The following is a 25486-nucleotide window of genomic DNA, read 5'->3' on the forward strand; positions in this document are numbered from 1 at the left end:
TGTATCACCCAGCTGAATTTCAGAAGTTGGGGTGACTATAGGTCAAGGTCAACCCGACGACGTTTGCGGTGGCATCCGGCAAGCCATCTTGCTGGAGTTCTTTGTACATGAAGGATAGGCGCGCCACCCAGAAAGGCGAGAGTTCCCGGCTAAACCAGACACCGACATTGCGCAGGGTATTAGGCGCCAGCCCTTTGGTTTTTTGCCATGAGGTATCAAAACCGGTACGGCTGGTGTCGTCGAGGGCATAACTCCATGTACCGCTCAGGTTATCAACCTCGACAAAACCGCCGTCGCCGCTGGCGACAGTACTACGACTGGCGCCGATACTTGTATCCACACGCTCACCGGTATAGTGCAACGAAAAACCGCCTTGGCCACGGGGGCGGCTGTTCGAGCCAGAGACTTGATTGACACCTGCGTAAAGCGACCCCTTGAGCCGCTCGGAGATCTCAACGTTCAAGCCGACAGTGGGGGTGTAACTGTTTGAGGAAGGCACCGCAGATCCCTGCTGCGGCTCATAACGCTTCACGCCAAAACGCGTGAATAGCTCCACACGCTCGCTCCATGCGTAGTTCAAGCCTAGGCGGTTCGAAAGCTCGTCATAGTTGGTCAGTGTATTAATGTCGTAAGTGACATGTGTGTAGTCGGTTTCGTTAACCAAGGTAGTTCGCTCACTGAGAGCGGTACTCCAGTTGCCGCCGAACGAGGTTAGCTTTTGCGTACCATCGGTGGTGGCAATCACGCCGGTCGCTTGAACCGCAGTGGAAAGCGTTGAACTCTCAATATACTTCGCCGTGAGTCCAAAACCACCCGTCTCGGTCTCGCGCTGCCACCCTAACTGCACGTTGGGGTCTTCGCGGTCCGAAACGATGGACGTATCAGACGAACGCACCAGATTCATACCAAGACCGAACCGCCACTGATCCCGGTCTGAAGTACCGACAAGCGTGTAATCGGGGGCGATGATCGTACGAGTCACACCCTTCTTGTTTTCCGTAACAAGCACCGGGTTGCTGTTGTACTCGACAGTCGAAGGCACAACGATAGCCGATTGCCAAGTGGCAGCATAGGCCACACCGGAGCACGGCAAGATCAAGATAGCCGTCGCAACTCCAGCCGTTCGCAGCACGGGCAAGATAATCCTTAGTGCTTCGCGCAAGGCTAAGGCACGACCAGCGTATCGCCGGCCTGGAGTTGAATATTGGTGGACATGTCATCCCCGGACATCAAATCGCTGTAATGGACGGGCAGGATCTCTTGTTTAGCCCCATTGCGGCGCACGACCTTGATGCCAGCCTTGTCGGCGAATTTGTCGAGCCCGCCCGACATGCTCAATACTTGCAGCACTGCAGTTGGACCTGACATCTGCACGGTGCCGGGCTTCAGCACCTTACCCTGCACATAGACGAGATTGCCTGCGGTGCTCGTGATGACAACGCTCACGTTCGGATCGGGTATGAACTCCTTAAGCCTGGCAGCGACTTTCTTTGCGACGGCAGTGGCATCAAGCCCAGCAACATCGACTTGTCCTGCCAGCGGGAAGGTAATGCTGCCATCAGGAAGTACGTGCACCTCCTGTTTCAGCTTCTCTTCGCCCCAAACGGAAATCGAAATGACGTCACCTGGACTTAGCAGATAAGCCGCGGCTTTTTCGTCGGCACTGGTAATGCTGGGCCAGACCACCAGCGCGCAGAGCACAGGCAATAACAAACGCAACATAAGGATCCCTCCGACCAAGTAGCATGCACAGAGATTCACAAAAAAACGGGGCGAAAACACTCCCTCTCCTTTGACGCCAAAGAAACGATCAAACAGCAATCGCCTCGAGCTTCCTGGCGGCCAATTTTCGCCTAAACCAAACATCAGACCGAAGAACATCCCGGCAATCATCCCGACGTTTCCCGGTACTCGTTCTTGAGCGTAGACCACAATGGCGAGAACGCCGAAGCCAGGATGAAGCCGATCACCACGCTCAGCACACGGGTCCAGAACAGGTCCACATGAGGCAGCAATAGCGTGAACGTCGCCACGCCGAGGATCGAGCCCCCCTCCCCGCCCAAGGGCGAGTACGCGTGGTCGTGCTGGAACTTGACGGGCGTTGCATCAGCTATCGTCTAGGCTTGCTGGAACAGGGTCGGCTCTAACGACTACAACCTGGCGTTCCTGCCGCAATATGCCGGTCTGGGCAACGTCCGAGTGCTGCTTGATGAGTGGATTCGCTGGGGTCTGGACGAGGGCTGGCAGCACATCAAACCGAGGCTGCAACAGTGGCAAGCCAAACGTGCGGCAGCTGTCGCACGTTTGACCCGCTCCCCCTTCGTGACCGGCGTCGATAAGAACATCGCGCCCACTGCACATCCCATGGAGGACGAACATGCCTCGCCAAGTCATAGTCAACGCTGACGATTTCGGTCTCAGCCTGAACGAAAACGCCGTCATCCTGCGGGCCTTCCAGGCCGGGGTGATCAGCTCCGCTACCGTCATGGCCAACATGCCCGCCTTCACCGCAGCCTGTGAGCTGGCGCAACAGCCACTGCTCAAGGGCCGCGTCGGCCTGCACTTCAACCTCACGTACGGTCGGCCCCTCAGCCGGGCGATTCTCGAGCTGCCAACCTTTTGCGACACGGCTGGCGAGTTCGACCTGAACCTGCCCCGCCACCGCCTGTGGCTCAGCCGCCAGCAACACGATGCCGTGCTGAAGGAGCTTGAAGCGCAATGGCAGCACTGCCTGGACAATGGCCTGCAGCCCAGCCATCTCGATTCCCACCAGCACGTTCACACTATCTGGCCGATCGGTGAGATCGTCGCGCGTTTTGCTGCCCGCCAAGGAGTCCCCGTTCGCCTGACGCGCAATCTGGGGCACAACCTCAGCCTGGCCAAACGAGTATTCAAGAGCTTGCTCAACCGGCGTTTACAGCGCCTCGCCGGTGCCACGGCGGACTACGTCTGTACCCCGGTGGACTTGCGCAACGCCAGGCCACCGGCAGACGGACTACTGGAAATCGTTGCCCATCCGACGATGCTCGGCAGCGACTTTGGCGACGCCTATCTGTATCAGGGTGAGTCCTTGAGCAAGTTGCTCGACAACCGCCTGCCGGGCATTCCACGGGTTTGCTATAACGTGCTGGCGCGCACACGACCCGCAGCGGCCACGACGACATTGGATTAGCACAACGATGACAGCACAATGCCCGGGACTGGCCACGGGCATTGTGCAAAAGGCAGATGGCTCAGGGTTTAAGCGGCCATTCCTGGTCAAGATCCGAAAGGCTTTTACCGTCGTCCGGATGCTTCCACGTCGGATCGGGTGGATTCTCTTCCGGGGTCGCTTCTTCTGGCTTTTCCTCTTCAAAATCTTCGTACTGTTCACGTTTCTTTTCGGTTGCCATAAGCCCTCCTCCTGAGGTTTGCGTTCAATTTCAGGATAGAACAAAGCCACTGCTTTGCTACCGACCAACCGTCTGTATTGCACTGTGTACAGCAACCTTGGCGATTTTCGCCTCTTCCAGCAGCCCCTGAATCACCTGCTCTTGTTCGGCGTAATCACCTTCTCCGAAATGGCTGTAGCGCAAGCCTGCCTCTGGCAGGCGCCAGCAAGCTCTGAATGTCTTTCTGCGAAGGCAGAACCTGACTCAGCGCTTGTTACCCTCCAGGCTGTTTGGTAGTCGTGAGATAGACTAAGCAGCGGGTATCGGAGGGCAGGAGTGACAGCTGTGGCGCGACTCTGATGGATTCGCTGATAACGGCCGCGGCGCGTGCGCTCGCTGCGGGTGATCCACTCGGCGCACTGAACCGGGTGGCCTTGCGCGACGATGCGCCGGCACTCGCGTTACGCGGCATCGCCATGGCGCAGCTCGGCGAACTGGTTCGCGCGAAGGCTCTGTTGCGCAGTGCGGCACGTGCCTTCGGCCCGAAAGAGGCCTTGGCCCGTGCGCGGTGCGTGGTCGCCGAGGCCGAGATTGCGCTCGCTTCGCGCGACCTTGGCTGGCCTGCGAAAGCACTCGATGCAGCACGGACGACACTCGAAGAACACGGTGACCGGGTGAACGCCGCGCATGCCCGGTATCTCGAGATCCGGCGCTTGCTGCTGATCGGTCACCTCGACGAAGCCGAGCACAGGCTCGCCGAACTCGACCCCACGCCTTTACCGCCTGCATCGAGGGCCGTCCACGAATTGGTCGTGGCGGGGATCGCGATGCGCCGCCTCCAGGCGAAGACGGCACGGACAGCGCTCACTCGGGCCGAGCATGCCGCACGCCACGCCGGTATCCCTGCGCTGACAGCCGAGGTCGACAGCGCACGCCTCGTCCTCGATACACCCGCGGCGCGCCTGATTACCGGTGGTAAAGAACGGCTCCTGCTGCTTGAGGACGTTGAAGCGCTACTGACGTCAAAGGCGCTTGTCGTGGACGCCTGCCGTCATCTCGTGCGTGACGCACGCGCGCAAGTCTCGCTCGCAAGGCGTCCGGTGTTGTTCGCGCTCGCCCGGGCGCTGGGCGAAGCGTGGCCCGCCGACGTACCGAGGGAAACGCTTATCGCCCGAGCCTTCCGATTGAAGCTTGACGATGAGTCGCATCGCGCGCGATTGCGCGTCGAGGTCGGGCGACTTCGCGCGGCGCTGCGGACAGTGGCAGGCGTGACCGCAACAAAGCGCGGGTTTGCACTGTTGCCACGCAGCGCAGCGGGAGTCGTCGTGCTGGCGCGCCCCGTCGAAGAGAAGCAGGCGGCAGTGCTCGCCTTTCTCGCCGACGGTGAGTCGTGGTCGAGTTCGGCGCTGGCGCTGGCGCTTGGCGCCAGCCAGCGCACCGTACAGCGGGCACTCGACTCGCTGGCGGCGGCCGGCAAGGTCCAGTGGTTTGGTCGCGGGCGAGCGCGTCGCTGGATGACCCCGTCGGTGCCGGGTTTCGCGACGTCATTGTTACTCCCTGCTCCACTTCCAAGTGACTAGGATCACTCCACGACCAAACCACAAGGGTGGAAGACATGAAACACTCAGCAGCCGAAATTATCCGCGAATATGGACCCTTTCCGGGTGTCGACCATGTGCATGGGGTCACCTATGACGGTCAGCAGGTCTGGTTCGCTTGCGGAGACAAACTGAACGCCCTCGATCCGGCGAGCGGGAATACCCTGCGCTCGATCGATGTCGCCGCGCATGCCGGCACGGCCTTCGACGGTCAGCATCTGTTTCAGATCGCCGAGGATCGCATCCAGAAGATCGACCCGAAAACCGGTCGTGTGCTCGCCACGATTCCCGCGCCTGGTGGCAGCGACTCTGGGCTCACATGGGCCGAAGGTACGCTCTGGGTGGGCGAGTATCGGGACCGGAAAATTCATCAGATCGATCCCCAGACCGGGGCGATTCTGCGCACCATCGAGTCCAACCGATTCGTCACTGGCGTCACCTGGGTCGATGGAGAACTCTGGCACGGCACCTGGGAAGGTGAAGAAAGCGAATTGAGGCATGTCGATCCTCAAACGGGTGAGGTTCTGGAGAGCCTCAAAATGCCGTCTGGAGTCGGTGTATCAGGGCTCGAGTCGGATGGCGCCAATCAGTTCTTCTGCGGAGGCGGAAACAGCGGCAAGGTAAGAGTGGTTCGCCGACCTGAATGAGACGCTGCGATCGACAGCAGACGGCGCCACTGCAAATCAGTAACTATGCTTGGTTGTGTTGTCGGGCCCTGATAATACATCGCGGAAGGAGGCGTTTGAGATGCAACTCATCACGTTGAAAATCGATAAGCCGGAAGCGACGAACTTCATTTTTGGGCAGACGCACTTCATCAAGTCCGTCGAGGACATTCATGAAGCATTAGTCAGCAGCGTGCCAGGCATCACGTTTGGCCTGGCCTTTTGTGAAGCCTCCGGCAAATGCCTGGTGCGCTGGTCCGGCACCGACAGCGCCATGATCGAACTGGCCCAAAAAAACGCAAAAGCCATCGCCGCAGGCCATAGCTTCATCATTTTCCTCGGCGATGGTTTCTATCCGCTCAACGTGTTGAACATCCTCAAAATGGTGCCTGAGGTGTGCCATATCTTTTGTGCGACGGCCAACCCAACGGAAGTCATTCTCGCTGAAACCGAACAAGGCCGAGCGATCCTCGGTGTAGTGGATGGTTTTTGCGCCAAGGACGTTGAAGGAGACGAAGACATCCTGTGGCGCAAAAACCTGTTGCGACAGATCGGTTACAAGCTCTGAGCTGAAGCGCCGACAATGTGTGGCGCCGTGACCGCGCTGCAAGCGAAACACTTCCATGCAGGGTGCAGCCACGGTCACTCAGCGCCTCAACGAATCAGCATCGCTGCGGCAGCCGCCACCATGATCGCCGCCGCACCGCGGAACAGCCGCTGTTGCGCTCGCAGGCTCGACAGCAGGTGCCGGATGCGCACCGCGCCAACAATGAACAGCGCACCGACGCCCAGCAGAACCAGAATGGTCAGTGGCACCAGCATCAGCCCCCAGGTCTGTAACGAGACCGTCTCAAGGTTGATCACCAGCGGCAACAACGCCAGGTAGAAGGCAATGGTTTTCGGGTTGCCCAGGGTAATGGTCAGGCCGGATATCGCCGCTGACAGCAGCTCCTTCTTCTTCACCGGCTTGCCGACTTCAATCGCCTGATGGTTGGCGAACCAGAACTGCCAGGCCAGATAGCACAGGTACAGTGCCGCCGCCCAGCGTACCAGCTGGAACAATGCATTGAAGTGCTCGGCGATCATCGCCAGGCCAAAGACGGCAAATGACAGGTAGGTCAGATCGCCGAGGATCAGCCCAAACAGCAGACAAAATCCCGACAACGCGCCACCGCTGACGCTCCGCGCCACCAGCGCCGCCATGCCAGGGCCGGGAATGGCGGCAGCGATACCCAGCGCTGCCGAATAGGTAAGTACTTGCGTCAAATCGAGCATGTCGTGCTCCTCAGGTCATTTATTATTGTCTTGCTCGACGCTTTCCGCTTCCGGCAAGCAAGGTTATCTATGGCACTGCCGGATAAAACAGACTTTCTACCCAAGTAAAAAATTCGAATACGCCTTGACATAACGGAGTATGTTTTTAATACGCCGCAAGCCGAATATCATTCAACTCCCCGCTGCAGATACCCCCCTTCTCAAACACTGCATGTTATTGATGAACTGTACGTGCCAACTCCAGAATCTCAGGTTGAACAAAACGTACACTACAACCGCCTTGTCATTTGAACAGCGAAAGATTACCGGTCAACTTGCTGATTTTTTTCTTCGGCCCGATCAAGCCGATGGCAACCAACTCTATGGCTGAACTGTCGGCCTCGGAGATACGCGCCTCATACTCCTGATACGTCTTGCAGGATTGCGCCAGGGCGCTGAATGGCATGATGTGAAATTCATCATCCGCCAGCGCTTTTTCTTGAAGTTCCTGCAAATACTCATTGGTGGACAGCAGAATCGGCAACGGTGCGTAGATGACGCCGGGGTAATTAACATTGTCACGGCTTTGCATGTCAGGTCCGACCAGACCTTCTACCGAGCGCCCCAGGCTGACACCGATAACGCTGACGGCATTGGCCGCATGTCCCAGCCCCAGTGCTTTGTCGACGACAATCACGCATTTGTGAACGGCAGCATCAAAATTCATTGAATCCTCCACGACGGTCAATAAGCCTTCAGTTCTTCAAGTTTTGTCACACCGAAGTCAGCCCAACCATCGAGCAACCCGACTAACTTCGTAGTGTCACTGCCACTATCAATAGCCACTACCTGCCAAGATGAAGAATCCTTTATCACCCTGCAATCGCGCCCTCCGAAAAAGGAAGCGACCAACTGTGGTTTATGTATTCAACGACGCGTCCGGCATCGGTTTATGCATAGAGGCTAAAGCGTGGCAACTTCAACGTTAGAAGTTGAAAAAATCTTATCCCCTTTAGCCGGGGAAAAAATTTCTATTTTAATTGCCCGGCCGATGCGTTCTGGTAGGATCTACCTCTTTATCACAGGGACGCGGAATTTATGACCGATCAGACGCTAAATCTGACAGATGTCAAAATCCTTACAGCCTTGCAACAGGACGGCAGGATCACCAACCAGACCTTGGCCGACCATATCGGCATGTCTGCCTCGCCCTGCTGGCGCAGGGTCCGGCAGCTGGAAGAACACCGCTATATTCAAGGCTACAGGGCGGTACTCGACCGACGCAGGATCGGGCTGGGAGTGATGGTGTTCATCCGGGTCAGTATCGACCATCACAGCGCAGCCGAGGCCCGGAAGTTCGAGCAGGAAGTGATGCAGCTGGAGGATGTGGTGGCGTGCTACAGCATCGGTGGTGACGCTGACTTCCTGTTGCAGGTAGTGGCACGCGATCTCGACTCGTTTGCCGACTTCGCGATGTCGGTCATCCGACAGTTGCCCGGCATCAAGGAGATGCAGAGCATGTTCGTGCTCAAGGAGATCAAGCCGTTCGTGTCGTTCCCGGTCAAGCGCTCCCAAGAAGCCTGAGGAGACCTTTCAAGCCGTCAGTTAGCCAGAAACTCGCGCACCAGCACTCACCCTATCACCAAGGTAAAGGGCAGCCCTGTGTTACGCGCATGAATCTAAAAACCAACAGAGCCCAGCACCAGACTGGGCTTTGTCACGTCAGGAAAGACGTCTTGCTTGCCCTGTAATTTCGAGGCGCACAGCAACTCCCAGAAACGACAAAATCCTACACTAGACTAGACTCTGCCTACACACCACGGATGGATCTCCCAATGAAACCAGTCTACCTGGCACTCACTGCGTGTTTGATCTTTCAGCCCGCGTTCGCAAGATCTGGTACTGATCCTCAAGTCGTAAACCCTGACGAGTCGCAACTGATCGAGCATGGCTCGTACATCAATAGCGACGGAAAAACCGTACACAGCCCCGCCCATACAAAATCAAATCGTGCACCCGAGGGTGCAACCGCCAAGTGCCGCGACAACACCTACAGTTTTAGCCAGCACCGCCGTGGCACCTGCTCCCGCCACGGCGGTGTGATGGCTTGGCTATAAACCATTGCTGAACGTCATCTCCCGTCTCCAGAGCCGCTATCGAGACAGCACAAAAGAACCGATCCCAAACGACCCTATTCATAGAAGACCTCGCGATGAGTGGTCAGGGTTGACGTAGCATCCGTCGCACCTTTTTCAGCTCAATTCGCTTTCCCGGATCAGTTTCTTATTAATCTTCCCGACACTGGTTTTAGGAATTTCGGTGACGAACTTGAACTGCTTGGGGATCGCCCATTTGTTGATGCGGCCACGCTCGACAAACCCTTGCAGATGCACCTCCAGGATCTTGCGGTCGAGATATTGCCCAGGCGCGCACACCACCAGCGCCATCGGTCGTTCACCCCATTGCTCATCGGCAATGCCCACGACCGCGACTGACATGACGGCCGAGTGTTCGCTGATCAGGCTCTCCAGCTCCAGAGAGCTGATCCACTCCCCTCCCGTCTTGATGACGTCCTTGATTCGATCCTTGATTTCCACCCCGCCCAAGGCGTCGATAGAAGCGATGTCACCGGTGTGCATCCAACCGTCGCGCCACAACTCGGCGCCCTTTTCGGGCGCCTTCCAATAACCTTGAGTCAGCCAGGGTGCACGGACCACGATCTCGCCCACGGACTCTCCGTCATGAGGCATATCATTGCCGTTGGCATCGACGATTTTAAGATCAACCATCGGCACAGGTGTCCCGGTTTTGATGCGAATGGCCAACTGGGATTGTGTGGGCAGTTGCAGCTCCTCATCGCGCAGGTATGTCGTGCAGAGTAGCGGGCAGGTTTCCGACATGCCGTAGCCACTGTGTACGCGAATGCCTCTGGCGCTCGCTTCGCTGGCAATGCCCAGCGTCAGGGCGCTGCCCCCCAGGAGCATTTTCCAGCCATCGAAACGGGCTTGTGCCGCTTCCTCGCAGCCCAGGATCATTTGCAACAGGGTCGGCACACAATGGGAAAACGTGACGCTCTCTTCTCGGTACAGCCTGACCAGGCGGTTGGGCTCATAACGACCGGGGTACACCTGCTTGAGTCCCATCAGGGTGGCAACATAGGGCACACCCCAGGCATGCACGTGAAACATCGGGGTGATGGGCATGTAGACATCATCGGAACGCAGCAGCGGCAGACCTTGATAGACACCCAGCGTGCCCACGGCATTCAAGGTGTGCAGCACCAACTGACGATGAGTGAAATACACGCCTTTAGGGTCACCGGTGGTGCCCGTGGTGTAGAACAGGGTCGCCACCGAGTTTTCATCGAAGTCAGGGAATTGGTACTGGTCTGCCGCTTGAGACAACAGCTGCTCATACTCCCCCAGCACGGGTAGAGACGTGTCGGTTGCCGTGTCGTCGGTCAGCTGGAGGTAGCCTTTGACGGTACTGAGCTGTCCTTGAATCTGCTCGACCAAGGGCAGGAAATCATCATGCACCAGCACCAGATCATCCTCGGCGTGGTTCATGGTGAAGAGCACCTGATCCGCAGAAAGACGAATATTCACGGTGTGCAGCACCGCGCCGATCATCGGCACGGCAAAGAAACATTCCAGATAGCGATGGCTATCCCAATCGAGCAAGGCCACCGTATCCCCGGCCTTGATGCCGGCAGCGGTCAAGGTGTTGGCCAACTTGCGGATCCGTTGGTTGAGGGTCTGGTAGCTGTAGCGCAGTTTGTCGGCGTATACGATTTCCCGACCCGGTTCGTAGCGCACGCCGGACAGCAACAATTGCTTGATCAGCAAGGGATAGGCATAGGCGCCGTCAGCGGGCGGAATTATTTTTGTCGCCATCATGGTTGGGGTTCCTTGTCCTTTCGATCAGAACTGCACGGCGTCCAGCGCGTAGAGGCATTCGCTGCCGGCCTTGACCGCAGCGCTCAACGAGTGGATGCGTGGCAGCAGACGGGCAAAGTAGAAACGTGCGGTACCCAGCTTGCTGGCGTAGAAATCATCGTCGGCCTGTTTGCGCATGGCCGCCTTGGCCATCAGTGCCCACATGTAGGCATAGGCGGTGTAGCCAAACACCTGCAGGTACTCGACCGAGGCGGCACCGATTTCGTTCGGGTTGTTCTGTGCCCGATCCAGCAACCACGCGGTCAACTCGTCGAGGGTGTCCACGGCGGTGCTCAACGGCTTGCAGAACTCGCCGAGGTCAGTGCTGGCGTTGGCGATGAAGTGGCGAATCTCGGCGGCGAACAAACGGTAAAGCGCCCCGCCGCTCCCAACGATCTTGCGCCCGGCGAGGTCCAGTGACTGGATGCCGTTGGTGCCTTCGTAGATCTGAGTGATCCGCACATCACGAACCAGTTGCTCCTGTCCCCACTCGCGGATATAGCCGTGACCACCGAAGATCTGCTGGCCGAGCACCGTGGTTTCCAGCCCCATGTCGGTGAGAAACGCCTTGGCCACCGGGGTCAGCAACGACACCAGCTCCTGGGCGCGAGTGCGGGTTGGCGCATCGTCGCTGTACTTGGCGGTATCCAGTTGCAGGGCCACGTAGCTGGAAAACGCCCGCCCGCCTTCGTTCAAGGCCTTCATGGTCAACAGCATGCGCCGTACATCCGGGTGCACGATGATCGGATCGGCTGTTTTGTCGGTGGCCTGCGGGCCGGTCGGCGCACGACTCTGGATGCGTTCGCGGGCGTATTCGACTGCGTTCTGGTACGAACGCTCACCCAACGCCAACCCCTGGATACCCACGCCCAGACGTTCGTAATTCATCATGGTGAACATCGCGGCCAGGCCTTTGTTCGGCGCATCGACGATCCAGCCGGTCGCGCCGTCAAAGTTCATCACGCAGGTGGCGGATGCCTTGATGCCCATCTTGTGTTCGATTGAACCGCAGGACAGCGCGTTGTGCTCGCCCAGTGAGCCATCGGCATTGACCAGTACCTTGGGCACCAGAAACAGCGAAATACCTTTAGGGCCGGCGGGCGCATCCGGCAGTCTGGCCAGCACCAGGTGAATGATGTTTTCGCTCAGGTCGTGTTCGCCACCGGTAATGAAAATCTTGCTGCCGCTGACCTTGAAACTGCCGTCGGCCTGAGGTTCGGCCCGGGTGCGAATCAAGCCAAGATCGGTGCCCGCATGGGCCTCGGTCAGGCACATCGAACCGGTCCAGGTGCCGGCGTACAGGTTCGGCAGATAGCGTTCCTTGAGTTCCTGACTGGCGTGGGCATTGATCGACAGGCACGCCCCGGCGGTCAGCATCGGGTACAGGCCAAACGACAGACTGGCGCAATTGACCATCTCCTCGACCTGGGCCGAAATGGCCTTGGGCATGCCCATGCCACCGAATTGCGGGTCGCCGCCGACACCCACCCAACCGCCTTCGGCGAATGCCTGGTACGCCGCGACAAAACCGTCCGGGGCAGTCACCGTGCCGTTGCTCCAGGTGCAGCCCTGTTCGTCGCTGCTGCGGTTCAGCGGTGCGATCACTTCGGCGCTGATCTTGCCGGCCTCTTCAAGGATCGCGGCGGCTGTCTCTTCATCGATCACCTCGGCCAGGCCGGGCAGTCGGGCCCATAGCCTGGACACTTCGAAGACCTCGTTGAGGACGAAATGCATGTCGCGCAAGGGGGCTTTGTAATCAGACATCGTTGGCTTACTCCGCAAGAGTCCGGGCGTGATGCATGCCCGAAGGTTGGGTTGGCGCGGTTGCACCGGCATGCCCCTGAGGGGCCTCCGGAACAGGACGACGATCAAGCGACGCCCCCCGCAGCAGGAAATACGACAGGGCAGGAATCAGAATCAGCGCGCCGAGCATGTTCCACAGGAACATGAAGGTCAGCAGGATGCCCATGTCCGCCTGGAACTTGATCGGCGACCAGACCCAACACACCACGCCGGCCGCCAGGGTGATGCCCACCAGGCCCACCACCCGACCGGTAAACGACACCGCGTTGCGGTAGGCCTGGGCCAGCGGCAGGCCCTGACGCTGGTAATGCAACTGCACACTGAGCAGGTACAACGCGTAGTCGACACCGATCCCCACGCCCAGTGCGATCACCGGCAGGGTCGCGACCTTCACGCCAATGCCCATGACCACCATCAACGCCTCGCAGAGGATCGAGGTCAGCACCAGCGGCAACAGCGCAACCAACGTGGCGCGCCAGCTGCGGAAGGTCATCAGGCAGAACAGCGTCACCGCCGCATAGATGTAAAGCAGCATGATGCGATTGGCCTCGCGCACCACGATGTTGGTCGCGGCTTCAATGCCGGCGGTCCCCGCCGCCAGCAGGAACTGGCGGTCATCGCTGCTGTTTTCCCGGGCAAAGGTCTCGGCGATTCCGACCACGGCATCCAGGGTCTCGGCCTTGTGGTCCTTGAGAAAGGCAATCACCGGCATCAGCGAGCAGTCGGTATTGAACAACTCCGGAGAGTTGACCGAGGCTTGCTGCGCGGCATAGTTCAAGACGTCCTGGTTGCGCTGGATACTGTTGAGCTTGGGGTTGCCCTCATAGGTCCCGGCCGTGATCTGGCGCACGGCATTGACCAGCGAGGACGTCGCCTGCACCCCCGGATACTGCTGCAGTTCCCAGGCCAGACGGTCGGCGAGAACCAGTGTCTTATAGTTCAGGCAACCTTCCGCAGGCGTCTTGATCATCACCGCAAACAGATCGCTGGATAACGCGTAGTGACGGGTGATGTAGGCGTTGTCACGGTTATAACGCGAATCGGCACGCAACTCCGGCGCGCCACTTTCCAGGTCGCCGATCTTCAGGTGCTGGCTGATGACGAAGCCGCCAATGCCCATCAGCAGTGCGATCAGTACGGCGCCCGTGGCCCACTTGGCCGTGGTGAAACGGTCGAGCCAGTCCCACAGCTTGCCAAAGCCCTTGTGTCCGTCCGCCCGGGTGTCGATGTTCAAGGCGCGCTCGGCAGCCTTGGCGCCGACGCCGACATAGGAAAGCGCCACGGGCATCAGCAACAACGAGGTAAAGATCAGCACCGCGACACCGATGCTGGCGGTGATGGCCAGGTCCTTGATCACCGGTATGTCGATCAGCATCAGCACGGCGAAACCCACGGCGTCGGCCAGCAGCGCGGTGACGCCGGCGATGAACAGACGGCGAAAGGTGTAGCGCGCAGCGATCAGTTTGTGGGTGCCCCGGGCGATGTCCTGCATGATCCCGTTCATCTTCTGCGCCGCGTGGGACACACCGATGGCGAAGACTAAAAAAGGCACCAGCACCGAGTACGGGTCGATGGCATAGCCCAGCCAGGCAACGATGCCCAGTTGCCAGATCACTGCGACCAGCGAGCAACCGACCACCAGCAAAGTGCTGCGAACGCAGCGGGTGTAGAGAAAAATAATCACCAGCGAGGTGATCACGGCCAGGCCGAAGAACATCATCACCTGAATCAGGCCGTCGATCAGGTCGCCCATCAGTTTGGCGAAACCGATCACCCGGACCTTGTACTGGCCCTTGCCCTCCTCCCCGGCTTTGCGCGCGGCACTGTCGCCGGCGAACTCGATCCTGTCGCGCAACTGCTCTTCAAGCATCTGCGAGAACCCGTGGTAGTGGATGCTCTGACCGCCGGCCGCGGCCTTGTCCAGCAACGGGACGATCAGCATGCTCGACTTGAAGTCACTGGCCACCAGGTTGCCGACGAGTCCGGCGCGGGAAATGTTCTGGCGCAACTGTTCTATTTGCTCAGGCTTGCCCTCATAGGTATCGGGCATCACCGGGCCACCCTGGAAGCCTTGTTCGGTGACTTCGGTCCAGCGCACCGCCGGGCTCCACAACGACTTCATCCAGGCGCGATCGACGCCTTCGGTGAGGAACAGTTGATCGTTGACCTGTTTGAGCACGTCCAGGTAAGCGGGATCGAAGATATCGCCCTGGGTGTTCTCGACCACCACGCGCACCGAGTTACCCAAACCGCGCAGTGACTGACGGTTCTCCAGGAAATTCTGGATATACGGCTGGCTCTGCGGAATCATTTTCTCGAAGCTGGGGCGCAGTTCCAGGCGCGTTGCGGCCATGTAGCCCAGCACCACAGTGGCCAGCGCCATCAGCAGCATGAACAGCGGGCGATAGTTGAACACCATCCGCTCCAGCCGATTACCGGAGTGGTGGTCGAAGTCACGCACGTCGCGGATCACCGGCATGGTGTCTTGTTTGATATTGCCCATGACTGGGTTCTCGCTCTAAGGGTTCGAGGTCTTATTCTTTGGGCAGTGCCTGTGCACCACGACTGCCAACCACCACCAACGCGCCATCGGCGGCCTGAGCAGCGCCGGCCACCGGTGACGGTTCGGGTTGCCGCACCAGGCGCATGTCTGCGCCAGTCCCCTGACTGACCAGCCTCTGCCCGCCCTGGGTGAACAAGCGGTAATGACCGTTGGTGTCGACGAAGCCGGCGGTGATGCTGACGTGCAGGCCACTGTCGAGCGCAGTCCAGCTGAGGCCGCCGTCCGCACTGCGCAGTACATTGCCGCGCAAGCCGTAAGCGATCACTTCGCCGCGCTTGCCGAGCACGCCGAAAAAGCTGCCCTGATAGGGCGTCTGCACGGCGACGAAACGCTGCTGAGCCTCATCCCATTTGAGCAACAGGCCCTGCTCACCGGCGATGTACACCCCATCGCCGGTAGAGGCGATGGCGTTGAGGTGAAAGCCCTGCGGGTTGTCGGTACGGTCCTGAAACGCTGTCCAGTTCCGGCCACCGTCCTCGGTGCGCAGGATCAGGTTGAACACACCGACCACATAGCCGAGGTGGTCATTGGCGAACCAGACGTCGAGCAAAGGTTTATCAGCGCCCTGCTCGACCAGTCGCTGGCCTTCGGCAGCCAGCAGTGGCCATTGTTCGTTGCCGGGTTCTGCACTGGCCAACGCCCCATAATGCTGGACCAGCAAGGCACCGATCTGGCGGCCGTCCAGTTGCTTGCGCCAGGTCGCCCCGGCGTCGCTGCTGTGCAACACCACGCCGTCGTTGCCGACCGCCCAGCCCTGCAGGGCAGAAGGGAAATTCACCGCCGTGAGATCGGCACTCACCGGCACGGCGGCTTGCTGCCAGTGTTTGCCGGAGTCGTCGGAATAGAGAATGTGGCCACGTTGCCCGACCGCGACCAGTCGGTCGCCTGCGCGCGCCAGGCCTGACAACGGGCTGCTGACCGCCAGGGCGCTGGCCCTGGCCGGCAGATCCAGCACATCGACATAACCGGCCGCCTGGGTCAGGCCCTGCAACATTGCAAACAAGATGCCCAGCGCCCACTGCAGGTACTTTTTGTACGAACACATACCGCGTCCTCTTCGGATAGCCGCGCCGGGACACACAACCGTGCAGCCCGACGTTCAAACCAGGTGTTCGCTTAGCGAATGCCGGAACCCGCCAGGGACTCCGGCGACCACTGCGCCTTGGAGAGCGGATCGATGTACTTGATGCCGCCGTAAGGCCCCACCACACCGTTGATGTTGTAGGAGCCACCGACCAGGTCGTAGATCATGAAGGGCGTGGAGTCCGGGATCTGCTTGTCATAGCTTTGGCTGAGGAACGCGAAGGAGCCTCGGTACAACTGACCACGGGCGTCGTACTGATCGGAGGCCAGAGCGGTCCAGCTGTCTTCATCCAGGTAGAAACGACGCTTCTGATAGATGTGCCGCGCACCCGCCTTGAGGTTGCCCTCCACCACCCAGACCCGGTGTTTTTCCCAACGCACGTAGTCGGGTGCCAGGTGATTGGCGGTGGTCAATAACTTGGGGTCCTGGGCGTAGGTCAGCTTGTAGGTGTTGTAGGGCACGACCATTTCCTGCTTGCCCACCAGCTTCCAGTCGTAGCGGTCGAGTGCACCGTTGAACACAAAGACATCGTCGTAGGTGCCCGCACCGGCAGTGCCGGGATTTGGTGTGTCGTAAGCCAGGTTCGGCGCCAGTTTTACCCGACGCTGGCCAGGCAAGTACTGCCAGCCACGGCGCGGCTGCTGCAACGGGTTGGCGGCGTCCTTGAGCATCACCGCTTCGCCGGCCCGGCGCGCAGGCCCGGTGTAGGACAGCTTCATCTGGTAGTACACGTCGGCGCTGCTGATCGGCTGCGCCAGGTTTTCGTAGATCGGATAGGAAATAAACGCCTGCCCGGTGGTTGCCAGGCTCGGCACACCCGCGGAGTCGACGTTCCACGAGTCGTACTTGGAGTTGATGCTGACGCCCTGATAACGCAACAGGAAGTTCCACATCGCCTCGTTGCCCGACTGCGGGATCGGAAACGGCACACCCGGCAGCACGTTGTCGATCGCCAAGCCGCCTTCGAGGGACTTGGCGCCGGTGGCATTTTTCACGCCATTGTCGAGCACAGCCTTGGGCAGTGCGACGGTGCGGTGGGTTGGATAGACATTGACGTGGAAAGTGGGGAAACGCTTGGCCAGTTCCACGGTGGTCGCCGTGAGTTGGCCCTTGTACTGATCGACGTTTTTGCCGTCGATTACCAGCAGTGGTTTTTCGTCGGCAAAGGGGTCCGGGCGCATGCTGTCACCGGTTTTGAAACTGGCCGGCGGCGTGGTCAAGCCACCGGAATAGGCAGGAATGGAACCCTCGGCATTCCCGGCTTTTTCAGCCCCGACCAGGGTCAGGCTGCTGCCCAGCCTGGCGGCTTCCTGAGTCGATACAGCGGCCTGTGCCTGAGCGGCAACCGCCATGGCCAGAGAAACGCCCAGCAAAGTACGCACGAATTTCATGTTGTTATTCTCCTGCTCAGGTGACTAAGCCATTCGTGAATCAAAAGGTGGTTTTCATCGTCAGGTAAACCGCGCCACGGTCTGCGGTGGTTGCGCCACCGCCGGAAAAGGCTGAGTAGCCACCGCCATAACACGCGTAGTTTTCGTTGCCGCTGAAGGCGTTCGGTGTGGAGCCGTCACCGCTGCCGGCATTGGCCGCGCCGGTACTTACGCCGCTGACGTCACACTTGTCGGTCTTGCCGAAGGAATCCACGTACTTCAGGTCGACAAAGTATTTGTTGTACACAACGGCACCGACGCCGACCGCATAGTTGCCGGTGTCTTTGGCACCGCCACCGGACACCGGTGAAACGCCGGCAAGCCCCACGTTGATGGACATCGGCATGTTCAAGTCGACCCCCGGGAAGACCTGGTACCAGGTCGGCGTGAAGTTGGCTGCAATGCCCCAGTTATCCCGGGTCGGCGCATCGACGCCGCGGTAACTGCTGTTGCCCTTGTAGAGCGCCTGATTCTTGCTATCGAGTTTGAGCAGGTTGCTGTAATACAGCTCGGTGAGCAGGGTTGCCGAATCGAACAGCGGCGTCTTGGGCAGGGTCATCAGGCCGTTGAGTGTCCAGTGCAGCGTGTCACCGGTGGCACTCATGCTGTCGCCCTTGTCCGGTACGTCATAGACGATACCGGTCTGCGCCGTGCGAGCCGGCAACAGACCCAGACCGGCGCCCAACCCCAGCGGTCCGGTAGTACTGAGAATCGCCGGGATACTGGCCAGCGGCATGTTGTGACGGATGTTCAGGTCGGAGCCGACGCTGACGCCGCCTATCTCTTTCGACAGGCTCAGACCGAAGATGTGGATGTTGTCGGCATAGGCCAATTGATAGGTGCTGGTGCTCAGCGAGTTCAGCGTATTGACGACCGCCGGCACCATGCCCGCTGGCGGAGTCCCGTTGGGATTGGCCGAGCTGATCCCCGTGGCGTTCAACCAGGCTTGAGGCAAAATGTCCGAGGTCTTGCGGTAATAGAAGCCGAGCGTACCGTCCAGCCAGGCGGGCGACCACTTGGCCATCACGCCCCAGTCTCCGCTTTTATCCGGCGTCAGGTCGTGGCCACGACGCACGTTGGTCAGCCCGTTGCACGGCGCCAGGCCACAACCCAGAGGGCTGCCGGGTACCACGGCATTGGTGTTGCCCAGCAGGAACGACTGAGCACCGAAACCCACCAGGTCGGAACCGCCGTAGTAGGTACCGGCCTCCGGCAGGCGGGCGGCATTCCAATCCAGGAAGTATTGGGCACCCACCGTTAACTCGGGATTGACGGTGAACGACATCGACAGCTGATTACGCGGAACGAACAGTTCCTTGGCTTCGGTACCGGGCGAGGCCGCCAGCTTGGCCAGGTCCAGGCCGGACTGGCCATAGCTGATCGAATGCACCGGGTTGAGGATAGTTTCGCCCCAGAACACGTTGTGCTGACCGGCCTTGACGCTCAGCAGCGACTCCTCGCCCACTTCGGTGCTGTAGAACACGAAGGCATCGAGGATTTCGCCGGAAGGACCGGTGTAGTAACGCTGCGCGTAGTTGCTCAGGTGCGGACTGCCATTGCCGACATTGTCACCGGTGACCGCGGCAAGACGTGGATCGTTGGCGACCAGACCCGACTTGGCATCGTTGCCGTTGACGAACGGATTGGCGTTCGAACCGGTGTTCTCGTATGCCTTGTCGTACCAACTGGCGGCACTGACACGAAAGCCCATGCTGTTCTTGTAGACCACGTCCATCTCGGTCAACAGGTCAATGCGGTTGGTGATGTTGGTTCCGGCCTTGCGGAAGTTGTAGTCGCCATCGTTGTTGTTCGGCGTCCCCAACATCCGCTTGTCGGCGTTTTCGGTGCGCACGCCGTAGTTGTATTTGACGGTGTTATCAAAACGCGCGGTCCAGTCCGGGTTACCCGTATCGAGTTCAACCGCATGCGCGGCCGGCATGGCGGCGGCCAGAATGGTCGAGGCCAACACGCTGTAACGCGAGGGTGTGAACCCGTGACGCTTCTTATTGTTGTGCATTGCGTTGTCTCCGCTTTTTTGTAGTTGTTTTAAGCGCAGCCGCCCTCACGCAACCGCTTGTTCCAGTGGTTTGCGTTTTTCAGGAATGAGGGCAATTGCCGAAGGCCTGCGGCCAACCGGCGCCTGAACTAGCGGTCCAACTCCAGGATGAGTGCTTCGGCTTGCGGCCAGCGGCCATAGCCCGCTGCCGGATTGAGATGACCCACGTCACCCAGGGTGAGCAGTTCGCTACCCCAGCCCTCAGCCAGGCGAGTGACGGCTTCCAGACTGGCGAGGTGGTCGTTGGTACTGGCGGCCATCAGGCTGCGGAACGGCAGAGGCTCTTTGGGTAGAGGATTCCAACCCTGGGTACGCAGGGTTTCAGTGGATGGGTAGCCTGGCGGCCAACTGGCATCAAGGTCCGGTGGCGCGGCCAGCAGCGCGCCCTTGATCGGGCGACGGTGTCGAGCCGCCCAGTGCGCGACCATCAACACACCGGCACTGTGGGCCACCAGAATCACCGGCCCTTCGATCTGCTCAAGTTCCTGCTGGATCGCCTGGACCCGCTTGCTGCAGTCGAGCTTGTCGGTTTCAAGCGGCGGCACACTGCGCACCTTGCTCAGGCGGGCCTCAAGCAGCGTTTGCCAATGTTCGGCAACGTGCTCGCGCAGGCCCGGTACGATCAGAACGGTTGCGGCAGTCTGCAGTTTGTCCACATCAACACCTTCGCTTTCTCGATGACTCGACTGGCTCTATCGCCAGGGGCTTTTTGTAGGACTGACATTAAAGAGCGCCCACCCGAGGCGCTTTTCATTGGACGTCAGTCACTTTTCTTTTGATGACAGATTTCCAGGCGTTAGCGTGGCGCGAGCGCTGGTAAAAAAACCGACAGGTCCGATCAAGACCGCGGTAATCAACGGGTCAGCGTCGATTGCCGCATAAGTCGGTGGTCAATCCCGACAGATCCGGAGGAGCGCCATCGATGACGTCGCAACTGTTCAATCGATGAAGTGCTGGATATAGTCGCCATGCTCATTTCCATCGGAATCTGCCCAGGAAAGACCTTCGCATGACCAAGCTTGTTCGCGCCGCTGTCTTGACCAACTACCTGGAGGTCACCCAATACCTGGGGTTCAACCCGCGCGATTTACTGGCGGCCGTCGGCCTGAGCAAAGCCCAGTTGCAAGCCCCTGAACACCGTATTCCCATCGATGCCGCGGTGCGTCTGCTGGAAGAGTCGGCCGCCGCCAGCGGCTGTCAGAACTTCGGCCTGAGCATGGCCGAGTCGCGTCAGCTCTCGGACTTCGGCGTGGTCAGCCTGCTGCTCAGCCACCAGCGCACGCTGCGTGATGCCTTGCAGGTCGTAGTGCATTACCGTCATCTGATGAACGATTCGCTGGCCATCTTCATTGAAGAGGCCGGCAAGATGGTGATCATCCGCGAAGAGGTGGTCACCGAATCACCGATGCCCAGCCGACAGGCCACTGAGCTTGCAATCGGCGTGATGTTCCGCCTGTGCGCGGCGCTGCTCGGCACGCACTGGCATCCCTACAGCGTCAACTTCACGCACCAGCCCCCCGACAACCTGCAACTGCATCGTCGCCTGTTCGGCTGCAACCTGGAGTTCGGCAGCGAGTTCAATGGCATTGTCTGTTCCGATGCCAGCCTCGACATGACCAACCCCCATGCTGATCCGGCCATGGCTCGCTACGCCCAGAGCTACCTCGACTCGCTGCTGAGCCACGAAGGGCCGTCGATGCTGTTCGAGGTGCGCAAAGCCATCTACCTGCTGTTGCCGATGGGACGCGCCACCATCGAGCAAATTGCCCAGACCCAGGGCATGAATGTTCGGACCTTGCAGCGACGCCTCAAAGACGACGGCTGCGCCTTCAACGACCTGATCAACGACGTGCGCCGCGACCTGGTGCTGCGCTACCTGGAAAACCCGAATTATTCGCTGGGTCGGATCGCCGACATGCTCGGCTACTCCATGGCGAGTTCCTTCACACGTTGGTTCATCACCCAGTTCGGCATGCCACCCGCCGCGTGGCGCAGTGCACAAAAACAGGCGGCCAAAGCACCAATGAACCCGACCACACTGCCTGGTTCCATCAAACCCTGAACCCATTGAATTGGACGCTGGGATTGCAAAAAAAACGGCAACTGCTGGCACAGTCGCCGCGAAAGAACCGATGTTCATGACACCGCCCAAAAGCCCTGTGGCGAGGGAGCTTGCTCCCGCTGGGGTGCGAAGCGCCCCCAACAAGGCGACTGCGGTTTTTCAGAAAGTACGCGACGACTGTTTTGGGGCTGCTACGCACCCCAGCGGGAGCAAGCTCCCTCGCCACAGGGTATCAACTGGACAGCATTGAGGCTTGGCCGGGCTTAGAGTCCCCAGTGCAGCAACAGCAGCACCAGGACCGCGAGAAACACCGTCTCCCCCACCATCAGCAGGATCGGCTTGATGCCGACGGCGGCCAGCTCCTTGAGCTGAGTCTTCATGCCCAACGCGCTGATGGAAACCACCAGGCTCCAGCGCGACAGTTCGTTGACCGAGCCCTGCACCGCCGGCGCCACCCATCCCGTGCTGTTGATACAGGCCAGCAGCAGAAAGCCGACGGCAAACCACGGCAGCAACGGTGGCCGTTTGCCGGAGGTGTCGGCGCCTTGCATACGCGTGATCAGGGTTGCGCAGAGGATCACCGGCAACAGCATGGCGACCCGCATCAGCTTGACCACAGTGGCTATGTCGCCGGTCTCGGTCGACAGGCTGTAACCGGCACCGACTACCTGGGCAACATCGTGGATGGTACCGCCCAGGAACATCCCTGCAACTTGTGGCGACAACGACAGCCAGTTGGCAATCATCGGGTAAAGGATCATCGCCGTAGTGGACAGCGCCGACACCCCTATGACGGTGAACAGCGTGGCACGTTCCTTCTGCGGATGATTGGGCAGCGCCGCCGCCAGCGCCATCGCAGCCGAGGCGCCACAGATCGCGGTAGCCCCACCGGTGAGCATGCCGAACAAGCGCTGAAAGCCCAGCGCCTTGGCCGCGACTACCGACACGCCGATCGTCACCACCACCAGAATCACCACCAGAGCAAAAGGCTTCCAGCCCAGCGCGGCGATCTGTTCGAGCGTAATGCGCATGCCTAACAAGGCCACACCAATGCGCAACACGGTGCGAGCGGTGAACTCGATGCCGGCCTTGCACGCGCCGTCACTGGCCAGGAAGTTGAGCGCCATGCCCAGCAACAATGCGAACAGCATCACCGGCGCACCGTAATGCTCGGACAAAAAGGAGGCTGCCGCTGCAACGATCAGACTGACAACGAAACCCGGCGCCAATTCGCGCGTGCGACTATGGATATGAGTGAGAGCAATGACGCTCATGGCGCGGACTCCTCAGAAATGATGACGATGAACGTCTGGCCGTCGACGACCTCGACTGGGTAGCTGGCGACTTTGAGCTGGGTTGAATTGAGCAGGTAACCGCTGCGCAGATCGAAGCGCAGGCCATGGGCGCCGCATTGAATCACCCTCCCCTCAAGGCGCCCGCCGCACAGCGAGGCGCCCTGATGCGGGCAGCTGTCGTCGATGGCGAACAAGTCGCCCTCGACGTTGAACAACGCCAGGCTTTTACTCTCGAATTCAATTAGCGCACGGCCACCCGCCTGCGGGAGTTTTCCGGCGGGCACGGGTACACGCCGATTCATGCTGGCAGCCGTGAGCGATGGCTATCGAGCAAGGCTTCGCCCATGGCGCCAAGCAGTACGTCGGCAGGCTGCGCGCCGACCACCGTCAAACGACGGTCGAATTGAAAACTCGGCACGCCACTGCCAGCGCCTGCCTCGTTGCCGACGTAAGGATCGCCGTCACCTTGCAGAACGGAGGCCATGGCATCAGCGTCGAAGCCACACGCCCGGGCGATGGCGATCAAGGTCTCAGGGCAACCCAGGTCCTCGCCATACTGGAAGTAAGCGGCGAACAGCCGCTCAAGCAAGACATCACGTTGTGCCGTACTGCCCAGCACAGCGGCACGCTCCAGCAAGCGATGGGCATCAGCAGTATTGGGCATGGTGGCGATGCGGCTCAGGTCGATGGGCACCCCCACCGCCATCGCGGCCTGCTGCACCTGGGCCTGGCGCATGCGTACGGCTTCGGCGCTGCCCAGACGCTTGAGATAGAACTCGACGAAGGGCTCACCTTGTACCGGCAGTTGTGGCAACAACTGCACCCCGTGCCACACCGTAGTGATATCCACCTCCGGTTGCTGGATGCGCAGCAAATCCTGCGCACATTCCAGTTGGCGCTTACCGATCAGGCACCACGGGCAGATAAAATCGAAGAACACGTCAATCCGTAAACGACCGCTCACACCTTCACCTCTGACACAGCTTCACTAATCGAATCGTTGACCCGCTCACCCGCAAGCCGGGCGATATCCTTGTGGTAATGACACTTGGCATAAAAGAACACCGCCGCTGCCGCGATGCTGACCAGCGGCACCCATTGAAAAGCAGCCTGCAAGCCGATGACGTCGGACACCCTGCCGGTGATGAATGGCCCCGGGGCCAGACCGAGCATATTGTTGGCCAGGGTCAGCGTGGCGAAGGCCGTGCCGTGGACCGAATGGTGGGTCAGGTTGGCAACCATCGCCCCGGCAGGTCCGGTGGTGCCAGCGGCAATCAGCATGCCCAGGCATATCAGCGCCAATTGCGCAGGCCCCGCCGGCAAGGCGAACGCCGCCGACAGCAACAGGCAACTACCCAGGCAATAAGCGATGGCCAGGGCGACCTTGCGCTCCGGCGAGTGCCGACACAGCCGGTCGCTGAGCATGCCGCACAGAATCATCCCCGCCCCGCTGCACAGCACGATGATCGCCGCGACACCGCCGGCCTTGTCCGTTGCCATGTCGTAATAACGATTGAGGTAGCTGGGCATCCACACAATCACGGTGCCACCGACGAACAGTTGCAAGCCACTGCCGATATAGGCCGCGATCACTGAACGGCTGGAACACAGCGTACTCAGCGGGCGCTTGACGGCGGCAGCCACCTTGTTCGCCGCTTGAGCCGCGCGTTGCGGGGCGATGCGCGCTTCCTTGACGATGATCGGGTAAAGCACCGCCAGCAGCAGGCCGAACAGCGCCATACCGGCGAACGACCAGCGCCAGCCCAACTTGGCAGCGAGTACACCGCCCAGAGCCATACCCAGCACCGAGCCGAACATGCCACCTGCCATGAAGGCGCTGGCCAGGGTTGCGCGCATGTGTTTGGGAAAGACCGAAATCACTACCGCGATACCGACGCTGCCGTAAGCCGCTTCGCCAACACCCACCATGAACCGGGCCATGAACATCTGCTGGTAGTCCTGCGCCAAGGCGCAACCCAGGGTGGCGAGGCTCCACAACAGGGCCATCAGCGCCAGGCTTTTTACCCGTCCGAAGCGATCCGCCAGCAACGACAGCGGAAATGTCAGCAGCCCCACCATCAAGGCGACAATGCCACTGAGCAGGCCGAGCTGGCCGTCGCTCAGGGCCCACTCGCCCTTGAGCATCGGGAACACCGCGTTCAGCACCTGACGCGACATGTAATCGGAAATCAACAGGCCGAACGTCAGTGCAAAGACAATCCAGGCATATTGGCGCGCAATACCGACACCACTGGCGTCGTCATCGTCCGCGGCGATTGGGTGAAAGGCCATGCAGCCTCCTCGAAACTTTGTTTTATTGTTGTTATCGAGCGTGTTGCAATGCAGCGAACGGAAGGCCATCGGCCTCCC

General features: G+C 59.9%; 23 protein-coding genes and 2 pseudogenes. 8 read left to right on the forward strand and 17 right to left on the reverse strand.

The features are described from left to right. Positions 1-19: 19 nt before the first annotated feature. The 3 genes and pseudogenes from AC1RJ3_RS09555 to AC1RJ3_RS09565 all read right to left on the reverse strand — a co-directional run. Complete coding sequence (locus tag AC1RJ3_RS09555; protein WP_493078598.1) at positions 20-1138, reverse strand: hypothetical protein; 1119 nt, start codon at positions 1136-1138, stop codon at positions 20-22. A 26-nt stretch (positions 1139-1164) separates the two neighbouring features. Next, the gene (locus AC1RJ3_RS09560) at positions 1165-1722 is read right to left on the reverse strand and encodes a polysaccharide biosynthesis/export family protein (RefSeq protein WP_054598290.1); all 558 of its coding nucleotides are present in this window, start codon (positions 1720-1722) and stop codon (positions 1165-1167) included. 129 nt (positions 1723-1851) lie between these two features. Continuing rightward, positions 1852-2045 (reverse strand): annotated as a pseudogene (locus AC1RJ3_RS09565) (MFS transporter); the annotation flags it as partial. Between the two features lie 6 nt (positions 2046-2051). Here AC1RJ3_RS09565 and AC1RJ3_RS09570 point away from each other — a divergent pair. Further along, a pseudogene (locus tag AC1RJ3_RS09570) lies at positions 2052-2406 on the forward strand (GNAT family N-acetyltransferase); the annotation flags it as partial. Beyond that, positions 2378-3172 carry a carbohydrate deacetylase gene (locus AC1RJ3_RS09575; RefSeq protein ID WP_103315148.1) on the forward strand — a complete coding sequence of 265 codons (795 nt, stop codon included), beginning with the start codon at positions 2378-2380 and terminating at the stop codon, positions 3170-3172. The pseudogene AC1RJ3_RS09570 and the gene AC1RJ3_RS09575, both read left to right, overlap by 29 nt. Before the next feature lie 61 nt (positions 3173-3233). Here AC1RJ3_RS09575 and AC1RJ3_RS09580 read toward each other — a convergent pair whose 3' ends face one another. After that, entirely contained in the window at positions 3234-3392 is a 159-nt protein-coding gene (locus AC1RJ3_RS09580; protein WP_177474855.1) for a hypothetical protein, read from the reverse strand. A gap of 338 nt (positions 3393-3730) precedes the next feature. Here AC1RJ3_RS09580 and AC1RJ3_RS09585 point away from each other — a divergent pair, with 338 nt between their 5' ends. From AC1RJ3_RS09585 to AC1RJ3_RS09595, 3 genes are all read left to right on the forward strand, one after another. Further along, positions 3731-4951: a helix-turn-helix domain-containing protein gene (locus AC1RJ3_RS09585; protein ID WP_493078601.1), complete on the forward strand. Its 1221-nt coding sequence runs from the start codon at positions 3731-3733 to the stop codon at positions 4949-4951. A 35-nt stretch (positions 4952-4986) separates the two neighbouring features. After that, entirely contained in the window at positions 4987-5616 is a 630-nt protein-coding gene (locus tag AC1RJ3_RS09590; protein ID WP_493078603.1) for a Vgb family protein, read from the forward strand. A 100-nt stretch (positions 5617-5716) separates the two neighbouring features. Continuing rightward, a complete protein-coding gene (locus AC1RJ3_RS09595; protein WP_493078605.1) occupies positions 5717-6202 on the forward strand; it encodes an adenosine-specific kinase in 486 nt (161 codons plus the stop codon). 86 nt (positions 6203-6288) lie between these two features. On the opposite strand, the gene AC1RJ3_RS09600 is transcribed toward AC1RJ3_RS09595, so the two are convergent. Together AC1RJ3_RS09600 and AC1RJ3_RS09605 are read right to left on the reverse strand one after the other, a co-directional pair. After that, entirely contained in the window at positions 6289-6909 is a 621-nt protein-coding gene (locus AC1RJ3_RS09600; protein WP_054596689.1) for a LysE family translocator, read from the reverse strand. Positions 6910-7192: 283 nt separating this feature from the next. Next, positions 7193-7627, reverse strand: coding sequence for a DUF2000 domain-containing protein (locus tag AC1RJ3_RS09605; RefSeq protein ID WP_493078656.1), 435 nt, complete (start codon positions 7625-7627; stop codon positions 7193-7195). A gap of 359 nt (positions 7628-7986) precedes the next feature. Between AC1RJ3_RS09605 and AC1RJ3_RS09610 the strand changes: the two genes are divergently transcribed. Continuing rightward, the gene (locus tag AC1RJ3_RS09610; protein WP_019691061.1) at positions 7987-8472 is read left to right on the forward strand and encodes an Lrp/AsnC family transcriptional regulator; all 486 of its coding nucleotides are present in this window, start codon (positions 7987-7989) and stop codon (positions 8470-8472) included. A gap of 251 nt (positions 8473-8723) precedes the next feature. After that, positions 8724-9005, forward strand: coding sequence for a DUF3761 domain-containing protein (locus AC1RJ3_RS09615; RefSeq protein WP_493078607.1), 282 nt, complete (start codon positions 8724-8726; stop codon positions 9003-9005). 135 nt (positions 9006-9140) lie between these two features. Here the strand turns inward: AC1RJ3_RS09615 and AC1RJ3_RS09620 are convergent, their stop codons facing one another. From AC1RJ3_RS09620 to AC1RJ3_RS09650, 7 genes are all read right to left on the reverse strand, one after another. Beyond that, positions 9141-10784 carry a fatty acid--CoA ligase gene (locus AC1RJ3_RS09620; RefSeq protein ID WP_493078609.1) on the reverse strand — a complete coding sequence of 548 codons (1644 nt, stop codon included), beginning with the start codon at positions 10782-10784 and terminating at the stop codon, positions 9141-9143. A 24-nt stretch (positions 10785-10808) separates the two neighbouring features. Then, positions 10809-12587 carry an acyl-CoA dehydrogenase C-terminal domain-containing protein gene (locus tag AC1RJ3_RS09625; RefSeq protein ID WP_493078611.1) on the reverse strand — a complete coding sequence of 593 codons (1779 nt, stop codon included), beginning with the start codon at positions 12585-12587 and terminating at the stop codon, positions 10809-10811. Between the two features lie 7 nt (positions 12588-12594). Then, complete coding sequence (locus AC1RJ3_RS09630) at positions 12595-15129, reverse strand: efflux RND transporter permease subunit (protein ID WP_493078613.1); 2535 nt, start codon at positions 15127-15129, stop codon at positions 12595-12597. Between the two features lie 31 nt (positions 15130-15160). Further along, the gene (locus AC1RJ3_RS09635) at positions 15161-16234 is read right to left on the reverse strand and encodes a WD40/YVTN/BNR-like repeat-containing protein (protein ID WP_493078615.1); all 1074 of its coding nucleotides are present in this window, start codon (positions 16232-16234) and stop codon (positions 15161-15163) included. A gap of 71 nt (positions 16235-16305) precedes the next feature. After that, positions 16306-17664 carry a DUF1329 domain-containing protein gene (locus AC1RJ3_RS09640; RefSeq protein ID WP_054596682.1) on the reverse strand — a complete coding sequence of 453 codons (1359 nt, stop codon included), beginning with the start codon at positions 17662-17664 and terminating at the stop codon, positions 16306-16308. Between the two features lie 40 nt (positions 17665-17704). Beyond that, a complete protein-coding gene (locus tag AC1RJ3_RS09645) occupies positions 17705-19720 on the reverse strand; it encodes a DUF1302 domain-containing protein (protein ID WP_493078617.1) in 2016 nt (671 codons plus the stop codon). Between the two features lie 128 nt (positions 19721-19848). Next, positions 19849-20415: an RBBP9/YdeN family alpha/beta hydrolase gene (locus AC1RJ3_RS09650; protein ID WP_493078619.1), complete on the reverse strand. Its 567-nt coding sequence runs from the start codon at positions 20413-20415 to the stop codon at positions 19849-19851. A gap of 353 nt (positions 20416-20768) precedes the next feature. Between AC1RJ3_RS09650 and AC1RJ3_RS09655 the strand changes: the two genes are divergently transcribed. Continuing rightward, positions 20769-21821 (forward strand): AraC family transcriptional regulator, encoded by a 1053-nt coding sequence (locus AC1RJ3_RS09655; protein ID WP_493078621.1) that lies wholly within the window; start codon positions 20769-20771, stop codon positions 21819-21821. Between the two features lie 263 nt (positions 21822-22084). On the opposite strand, the gene AC1RJ3_RS09660 is transcribed toward AC1RJ3_RS09655, so the two are convergent. Genes AC1RJ3_RS09660 through AC1RJ3_RS09675 form a run of 4 tightly spaced genes read right to left on the reverse strand, consistent with a single transcriptional unit; the run spans position 22085 to position 25408 of the window. Continuing rightward, on the reverse strand, positions 22085-23095 hold the full coding sequence (locus AC1RJ3_RS09660) for a YeiH family protein (protein ID WP_347929584.1): 1011 nt from the start codon (positions 23093-23095) through the stop codon (positions 22085-22087). Beyond that, on the reverse strand, positions 23092-23418 hold the full coding sequence (locus AC1RJ3_RS09665) for a Rieske (2Fe-2S) protein (protein WP_054596677.1): 327 nt from the start codon (positions 23416-23418) through the stop codon (positions 23092-23094). Before AC1RJ3_RS09665 ends, AC1RJ3_RS09660 begins: the two co-directional genes overlap by 4 nt. Beyond that, the gene (locus AC1RJ3_RS09670; protein WP_493078623.1) at positions 23415-24080 is read right to left on the reverse strand and encodes a DsbA family oxidoreductase; all 666 of its coding nucleotides are present in this window, start codon (positions 24078-24080) and stop codon (positions 23415-23417) included. Before AC1RJ3_RS09670 ends, AC1RJ3_RS09665 begins: the two co-directional genes overlap by 4 nt. Beyond that, the gene (locus AC1RJ3_RS09675) at positions 24077-25408 is read right to left on the reverse strand and encodes an MFS transporter (RefSeq protein WP_493078625.1); all 1332 of its coding nucleotides are present in this window, start codon (positions 25406-25408) and stop codon (positions 24077-24079) included. The genes AC1RJ3_RS09670 and AC1RJ3_RS09675 overlap by 4 nt, the downstream gene beginning before the upstream one ends. Positions 25409-25486: the final 78 nt, after the last annotated feature.

The organism is Pseudomonas sp. GW822-FHT04C11 (assembly GCF_058800905.1).

Excerpts from the sequence above, each read along its gene's own strand:
- AC1RJ3_RS09615 (WP_493078607.1), top strand. The coding sequence starts at position 8,724 with ATGAAACCAGTCTACCTGGCACTCACTGCGTGTTTGATCTTTCAGCCC.
- AC1RJ3_RS09630 (WP_493078613.1), bottom strand. The coding sequence starts at position 15,129 with ATGGGCAATATCAAACAAGACACCATGCCGGTGATCCGCGACGTGCGT.
- AC1RJ3_RS09620 (WP_493078609.1), bottom strand. The coding sequence starts at position 10,784 with ATGATGGCGACAAAAATAATTCCGCCCGCTGACGGCGCCTATGCCTAT.
- AC1RJ3_RS09610 (WP_019691061.1), top strand. The coding sequence starts at position 7,987 with ATGACCGATCAGACGCTAAATCTGACAGATGTCAAAATCCTTACAGCC.
- AC1RJ3_RS09640 (WP_054596682.1), bottom strand. The coding sequence starts at position 17,664 with ATGAAATTCGTGCGTACTTTGCTGGGCGTTTCTCTGGCCATGGCGGTT.
- AC1RJ3_RS09575 (WP_103315148.1), top strand. The coding sequence starts at position 2,378 with ATGCCTCGCCAAGTCATAGTCAACGCTGACGATTTCGGTCTCAGCCTG.
- AC1RJ3_RS09625 (WP_493078611.1), bottom strand. The coding sequence starts at position 12,587 with ATGTCTGATTACAAAGCCCCCTTGCGCGACATGCATTTCGTCCTCAAC.
- AC1RJ3_RS09675 (WP_493078625.1), bottom strand. The coding sequence starts at position 25,408 with ATGGCCTTTCACCCAATCGCCGCGGACGATGACGACGCCAGTGGTGTC.
- AC1RJ3_RS09645 (WP_493078617.1), bottom strand. The coding sequence starts at position 19,720 with ATGCACAACAATAAGAAGCGTCACGGGTTCACACCCTCGCGTTACAGC.
- AC1RJ3_RS09600 (WP_054596689.1), bottom strand. The coding sequence starts at position 6,909 with ATGCTCGATTTGACGCAAGTACTTACCTATTCGGCAGCGCTGGGTATC.
- AC1RJ3_RS09560 (WP_054598290.1), bottom strand. The coding sequence starts at position 1,722 with ATGTTGCGTTTGTTATTGCCTGTGCTCTGCGCGCTGGTGGTCTGGCCC.
- AC1RJ3_RS09635 (WP_493078615.1), bottom strand. The coding sequence starts at position 16,234 with ATGTGTTCGTACAAAAAGTACCTGCAGTGGGCGCTGGGCATCTTGTTT.
- AC1RJ3_RS09655 (WP_493078621.1), top strand. The coding sequence starts at position 20,769 with ATGACCAAGCTTGTTCGCGCCGCTGTCTTGACCAACTACCTGGAGGTC.
- AC1RJ3_RS09665 (WP_054596677.1), bottom strand. The coding sequence starts at position 23,418 with ATGAATCGGCGTGTACCCGTGCCCGCCGGAAAACTCCCGCAGGCGGGT.
- AC1RJ3_RS09590 (WP_493078603.1), top strand. The coding sequence starts at position 4,987 with ATGAAACACTCAGCAGCCGAAATTATCCGCGAATATGGACCCTTTCCG.
- AC1RJ3_RS09585 (WP_493078601.1), top strand. The coding sequence starts at position 3,731 with ATGGATTCGCTGATAACGGCCGCGGCGCGTGCGCTCGCTGCGGGTGAT.
- AC1RJ3_RS09660 (WP_347929584.1), bottom strand. The coding sequence starts at position 23,095 with ATGAGCGTCATTGCTCTCACTCATATCCATAGTCGCACGCGCGAATTG.
- AC1RJ3_RS09580 (WP_177474855.1), bottom strand. The coding sequence starts at position 3,392 with ATGGCAACCGAAAAGAAACGTGAACAGTACGAAGATTTTGAAGAGGAA.
- AC1RJ3_RS09595 (WP_493078605.1), top strand. The coding sequence starts at position 5,717 with ATGCAACTCATCACGTTGAAAATCGATAAGCCGGAAGCGACGAACTTC.